5 protein-coding genes are annotated in these 4613 nt (G+C 40.8%); 2 read left to right on the top strand and 3 right to left on the bottom strand.

The features are described 5' to 3' along the window. Positions 1-365: 365 nt before the first annotated feature. Both cspE and AACV20_RS11340 read left to right on the top strand, forming a co-directional pair. Positions 366-578 carry a transcription antiterminator/RNA stability regulator CspE gene (gene cspE / locus AACV20_RS11335; protein WP_010317961.1) on the top strand — a complete coding sequence of 71 codons (213 nt, stop codon included), beginning with the start codon at positions 366-368 and terminating at the stop codon, positions 576-578. 279 nt (positions 579-857) lie between these two features. Then, complete coding sequence (locus AACV20_RS11340; protein WP_013856790.1) at positions 858-1067, top strand: hypothetical protein; 210 nt, start codon at positions 858-860, stop codon at positions 1065-1067. Between the two features lie 50 nt (positions 1068-1117). Here AACV20_RS11340 and AACV20_RS11345 read toward each other — a convergent pair whose 3' ends face one another. Genes AACV20_RS11345 through AACV20_RS11355 form a run of 3 tightly spaced genes read right to left on the bottom strand, consistent with a single transcriptional unit; the run spans position 1118 to position 4342 of the window. After that, positions 1118-1591: a response regulator gene (locus AACV20_RS11345; RefSeq protein ID WP_010317964.1), complete on the bottom strand. Its 474-nt coding sequence runs from the start codon at positions 1589-1591 to the stop codon at positions 1118-1120. Next, positions 1578-2915: an ATP-binding protein gene (locus tag AACV20_RS11350; protein ID WP_170908071.1), complete on the bottom strand. Its 1338-nt coding sequence runs from the start codon at positions 2913-2915 to the stop codon at positions 1578-1580. Before AACV20_RS11350 ends, AACV20_RS11345 begins: the two co-directional genes overlap by 14 nt. Before the next feature lie 8 nt (positions 2916-2923). Then, positions 2924-4342, bottom strand: coding sequence for an SLC13 family permease (locus AACV20_RS11355; protein ID WP_026028719.1), 1419 nt, complete (start codon positions 4340-4342; stop codon positions 2924-2926). Between the last annotated feature and the right edge of the window lie 271 nt (positions 4343-4613).

Here is a 4613-nt window from a genome sequence, read left to right on the forward strand (position 1 = left end):
CCAAGAAATGGACGATGCCGATCAGAAACTGGCGACAAGCTCTAAACCGCTTTATGATTATGTTCGAAGACCGACTCACTCAATACATGTAACCCTGACAGTTACACAGAATTATTTACAGGGTCAAAATCACGAATAACCTGCTCAGATTCCTAATGCTCAATTATTTTAAAATAAATGCTTTACTTTGATTGAGGACCATGCGATTATGCGTCCGCTCTGTTGAACAGGGTTATTAATGTAACAAGTAAGCCAAAGTTCCCTTTCAGATTCAATTCAAAGTGTCCTCTAGTTTCATGGTCTCATTTAAATAATTCGTCTCAAAGCAACACCTGTATTTTAAAATTTTTTATAAGGGACATAACATGTCTAACACTACTACTGGCACTGTAAAATGGTTCAACGAAACTAAAGGTTTTGGTTTCATTTCTCAAAGCAACGGCGGTCCAGATGTATTCGTACACTTCCGCGCTATCGCTTCTGAAGGTTTCAAAACTTTAGCAGAAGGCCAAAAAGTATCTTTTGTTGTAGAACAAGGTGCTAAAGGTCCTCAAGCTGCTAACGTACGTGCTGAATAATTTCGCATGAATGTGTGAGCGTTGGCACCACGCCAGCGCTCTTATTTTTACCTAGATTATAAATTATAGTTATCAACGTTATCGCTCAAACTTCTGCTCCGTTCCCTCTGCTTATCCCGTTCGAACATTCAGCCATTTTTGCATAAACCGTTTTGACAATCCTATTTCTATCTATGTAATATTTTCATTTTTACAAAGGAGATCTACTATGTCTCGTACAACTGGTAGAAAGCGTTTTTGGTTTGCTAAATCTAAAGCAACACAAAAATTACGCTCACTATGAATATTCATTTTAATATTAAACATTGCTCTTGGAATGCGACTATTCATCAACTTAATAGTGACATATTGACACGTCATATATTAAGTCAGATAAATTGCAATTTAGACACTCTTCATCTCAATTTTATTTATGATGAAGAATCTTCTCAAGGACAAATATTGAATGCTGATGACAAGCTTATTGGCCATTTTAATATCATCGATTAATACCCAAACACTTTAATAGCCGCCGTTAAAGTTATTTGGGCATTATTCACTTATCTCAGTTTTGCTAGCACTATTTTCTGATCTAATTCGTTGTGATAGTCTTTATAATCTAAACCTACTTCAAAGATGAATTCTGTCACTAAAGTGCGAACACAATCTACCAGCTCTTTCGCATTCCATGGTTTCTCAAAATACCTATTTACACCTGCAGTGTTAATCGCATTGATCGTATCTGTGTGTGTTGCTTGCCCTGTTAACAGAATTTTCTTTGTTTTCTTAAATCTGGAATCTGCTGCGACCTCGGTTAATAATTCGACTCCTGTCTTTCCTGGCATCACATGATCTGACATCAGCAGCGCAATATGCTCACCTTGTTCGTCAAACTCATCCATTAGATCCAATACTTCATAAGCCGATTCACAATCTTCAATATTCAGCCAAGAAGTGAGTGGTTGAAGATCTTGCAGTATCGCACTTAATACTTCCCTTTGATCATCGACACAAATGATATTAAGCTTCTCCATAATCGCTCTCCGTGGGTAATTTAATTCTAAATATTGTTCTTTCATTGTCACTTTTGAGTACGACATTTCCACCATACCCAGAAACAATGCGTTTCACTATTGATAACCCTAGTCCCAAACCAAACGACAACCCTCCTTTTTTGGTGGTGAAGCTTGGTTGGAATATTTTCCGTCTAGTGGCTTCGTTAATTTCAGGACCGTTATTAGCAATGGTTACCAATATACGTTGTTTACTTAATTTGGTTTGTATCTCTATCATTGGCTCTGCTATGTTAGCCATCGCATCACAGGCATTTTTGATGATGTTTACCCAAATTTGTACCAGCTCTGTCTGAGATCCTTTAAATAAGGGTAATGCAGCAAGCCTAATACGGACACTGACACGTCGTAAATCACTCTGTAATAGTGCCAATGCTCGATTGATCGTATCGTTAATATCGAACTCTTCATCTTGAGTAATTTCAGTTCGGCCCAGTTGTTTTACTGATTTAACAATGCCAACAGTATGTTTAGAGGCCAAACGTAAATCATGCAAGTCACGGCCCATTTGCCAATAACGGATAGCTAAATGTGGATTTTTCAGCCAGTGCGAAGATAAGTAGTCTTCTGGAACCGCTTTTGCTAAATCTCTTGCCACATTTTTAGGCAGGGCGTATTGCTTTTCGAAAAGAGCACCTCGCCTTCTAGCTTCGTTTGACGATACTTTCTGACCATACATCAAGCCAAAATCGAAAAAGAGGCTCGCTTCAGGATGAACCTCTTCGAGCAGCTCCATAAACAGTACTTCTAATCGCTCAGATTTGCTACTCACTACCCCGATGGCATTGTTCAATTCATGGGCAATGCCCGCCGCTAACTGGCCCAAGGTCGTCATTTGCTCAGCCGAATATAACCTTTCTAATGCTTTTTCTTTTGCCACTGATTCTTGAGTTGCGCGTCGTTGACGGCGGGATAATTCATTCACAATAACGGGGGTAAACTGGGCGGTTAAAGGTCCATATTGATCTTCTTCTAAGACGGCCGTAGTTCGGTCGATCCAGGCAAGCTCTACCGTAGATTCAGCCACCACTGTTGAAGAAGCTATCCATTCACCAGAAAAAAAACTGTGTACGCCAATAAAAGCACCTGCACCGGCTGAAAAAACTTTTATCGGTTTATCGCCTTTTTCGTTGTAATAGCCACTCAATTCTCCCGACCATACGAAATAGAGTCGATCATTATAACCTTCTTGCTCAATGACAATACTTCCCGAAGGCAGTTTCACCATCCGTTCAGGATGGCGAAAATAACGATCAATGAGTGCAACAAGTCTTTTATCCGACATAATGCTACCTAACCGATATGACCAACCGCATGAAGTAACCAAACCATAACAAAACTGAGCAGCACCCCAATCACACCGAGGACAACCCCTACTTTAGCCATTTGGTTACTTTGAACGTGCCCGGTAGCATGCGCCAACGCATTAGGTGGTGTACTGATAGGTAATGACATACCAAGTGATGCAGCAAAGGTAACCACGAGAATCAACGTGATTTCTCCACCTAGTGGAGTAAGCGAAGTCATTGAAGCACCAAGCGCGGCCATAATGGGCATTAATAAGTTCGCGGTGGCGGTATGTGACATAAAATTGGCCATAATGAGACACAAAAATGCCGCACCAAATAAAACAACGTAAGGTGAATACTGCGCAAAAGGAATGCTGTTCACCACTAGTTGCGCTAACCCCGTTTTGTCTAATGCAAGTCCTAGCGCAATACCACCAGACACTAACCACAGCACATCCCAAGAAATTTTCTTTAGATCTTCTTTGTTGATGATGCCAGTAAGAGAAAAGACAGCCACGGGTATCAGTGCAACAGTATAAGAGTTCATACCATGGGTTGAGCCCATCAACCAAAGAAGAATGGTCAGAGCAAATGTGACATACACAATAATGGCTTTTGGTGTTTTTAAAAATTTACCTTTAATGGTCAATTCAATTTTTTGTTGCTCTGCTTTAAACATGGCGCTAATCAATACCCATGCGAGTGCCATCATTATGATCACAAACGGCACCCCAAAGGCCATCCATTCACCAAAGGTAATTAAATTTTCACCGACCAGATATTTCAATGCGATCGCATTGGGAGGAGTACCTATTGGCGTACCTATACCGCCAATATTAGCGGCGACCGGAATACACAAAGCAAAAGCAATTCGCCCTGGATCTTTTGGGCCAAACACTGCGATGACAGGCGTTAAGATGGAAAGCATCATCGCTGTTGTTGCGGTATTGGACATAAACATCGAGAAGATGCCAGTAATTAACATCAAGCCTAACATGACATACTTGGGGTTCTGGCCAAATGGTTTGAGCAGCACTCGTGCAAGGTTGACATCCAAGCGATACTTAGTGGCGGCCATGGCTAAGAAAAAGCCACCCAAAAACAACATAATAATTGGGCTGGCAAACGTCGCCATGATATCAGTATGTTTTAGCAAGCCACCAAAATGAGCTTCTCCCTCAGCAAGCCTCATAAACCAGATACCTTTATCCGATACCATTAGGAGCTCTAGCACGATCACGACTACCGATGTGGCATAGATTGGGATCGGTTCAAATACCCAACAAAGAGCGGCGAGCAAAAAGATGGCAATCACTCGCTGCTGTATTACGGTCATCCCTTCAAAAGGGAAAGCGGTCATAGGCAACAATAAAATAAGTAATGGAACTAAAATAGGGATGATAAATTTTAAGTAAGGACGCACCATATAAACTCTTCCTGAGTACTCATAGAAACGATAATTAGAGGTGTACTTGAATCTCGAACAACGTTGCCATTATGTTACAGTTACTCAGCAAAAAGTTTGGTGTTAGATCAATGAACAACGATTACCACTAAGGCAAATACTCGACCCTGTAAATAATTCTGTGTAACTGTCAGGGTTACATGTATTGAGTGAGTCGGTCTTCGAACATAATCATAAAGCGGTTTAGAGCTTGTCGCCAGTTTCTGATCGGCATCGTCCATTTCTTGGA

This window comes from Vibrio sp. B4-6 (assembly GCF_963888245.1).
In the GTDB taxonomy this organism is placed as follows: domain Bacteria; phylum Pseudomonadota; class Gammaproteobacteria; order Enterobacterales; family Vibrionaceae; genus Vibrio; species Vibrio anguillarum.

What these genes read in the sequence shown, in the direction of transcription:
- cspE (WP_010317961.1), top strand. Translation starts at nt 366, where the DNA reads ATGTCTAACACTACTACTGGCACTGTAAAATGGTTCAACGAAACTAAA.
- AACV20_RS11340 (WP_013856790.1), top strand. Translation starts at nt 858, where the DNA reads ATGAATATTCATTTTAATATTAAACATTGCTCTTGGAATGCGACTATT.
- AACV20_RS11345 (WP_010317964.1), bottom strand. Translation starts at nt 1,591, where the DNA reads ATGGAGAAGCTTAATATCATTTGTGTCGATGATCAAAGGGAAGTATTA.
- AACV20_RS11350 (WP_170908071.1), bottom strand. Translation starts at nt 2,915, where the DNA reads ATGTCGGATAAAAGACTTGTTGCACTCATTGATCGTTATTTTCGCCAT.